Source organism: Peribacillus sp. P4_C12, from assembly GCF_056402095.1.
In genome coordinates, this window is record NZ_JBFUIB010000832.1 from 1 (window position 1) to 1,263 (window position 1,263).

At 32.6% G+C, this 1,263-nt stretch carries 2 protein-coding genes; both read left to right on the forward strand.

Annotated features, from left to right (window positions below):
* Nucleotides 1–120 precede the first annotated feature (120 nt).
* Entirely contained in the window at nt 121–321 is a 201-nt protein-coding gene (locus tag AC1DUW_RS29495) for a DUF3311 domain-containing protein (protein ID WP_053346183.1), read from the forward strand.
* The coding region (locus tag AC1DUW_RS29500) for a sodium:solute symporter family protein (RefSeq protein WP_477644260.1) at nt 318–1,263 on the forward strand (946 nt) is incomplete at its 3' end. The genes AC1DUW_RS29495 and AC1DUW_RS29500, both read left to right, overlap by 4 nt.

Genomic DNA, 1,263 nt, shown 5'->3' on the forward strand with positions numbered 1-1,263 from the left:
AATAAAAGGAGTTTCATTACAATTCTATTAATTTCACATTATTCTATTAACAAATCCTTTTATTATATTTGCTCTTAATCCATAAAAATTCAAACTATGAAATAGGAGGTCGAGCATATTTTGAAATATATTAAACTCTTACTCTTAATCCCTTTTATAGGGTTTGTAGGATTCTTGCCATTTGCAAATAAAATTGAACCTTACGTCTTAGGAATGCCTTTTCTTTTATTTTGGATTGTATTTTGGATGGTACTTTCCTCGATTATTTTAACCATTGTTTATAAGCTTGATCCTGATAATCAAGGGAGTGAGACAGAATGAATATATCATTATTTATTATTTTCATTTTCTTAATCCTAGCTCTTTATATAGGGATAGCAGCAAGAAGAGGAAAAGATATGAATTTGCAGCAATTTTCAGTTGGTGGCAGAGGTTTTGGAACCTTGTTCTTATTTCTATTAATAGCTGGAGAGGTTTATACGACTTTTACTTTTCTAGGCGCAAGTGGTTGGGCATATTCCAAAGGTGCTGCTGCATATTATGTGCCAACGTATATATTTCTAGCATATATCATATCTTATTGGATTGCACCTAAAATTTGGAGATACGGTAAAGAACATGGAATTATTTCACAACCTGACTATTTTGCATCTAAATACGATAGTCGTGCAATGGGAATTATTGTAGCTATTGTGGGAAGTTTATCGATTGTACCATATATTTGTATACAAATGAAAGGGTTAGGGATCATTGTTTCAGAAGCTTCTTACGGAGCTATTTCACCTGTAGTTGCAAGTGTTATAGGTGCAATAGTTATTACAACATATGTAATATTCTCTGGTATTCATGGCTCAGCTTGGACAGCTGTGCTTAAAGATATTATGATTTTGGGAGTGGTTATTTTTTTAGGTATATACATCCCTTTCCACTATTTTGGCGGGATTCAGCAAATGTTTAAGTCTGTTCAGGATGTTAAACCTGAATTGTTAACGTTAGCCAATCAGGGACTAAGTGTACCGTGGTTTATCTCTACTATCCTTTTAAATGCAATATCTTTTTATTTATTACCGACTTCTTTCTCAGTGGTTTTCTCAGCAAATGGTGAAAAATCACTTCGCAAAAATGCAATTACCCTACCTTTATACACCATATTATTACTGTTTGTTTTTTTTATTGGCTTTTCAGCTATCGTAAAAATCCCTGGTTTACAAGGAGCTGATGGAGATCTTTCTCTTTTAAGATTATCTATTCAAACATTTGATC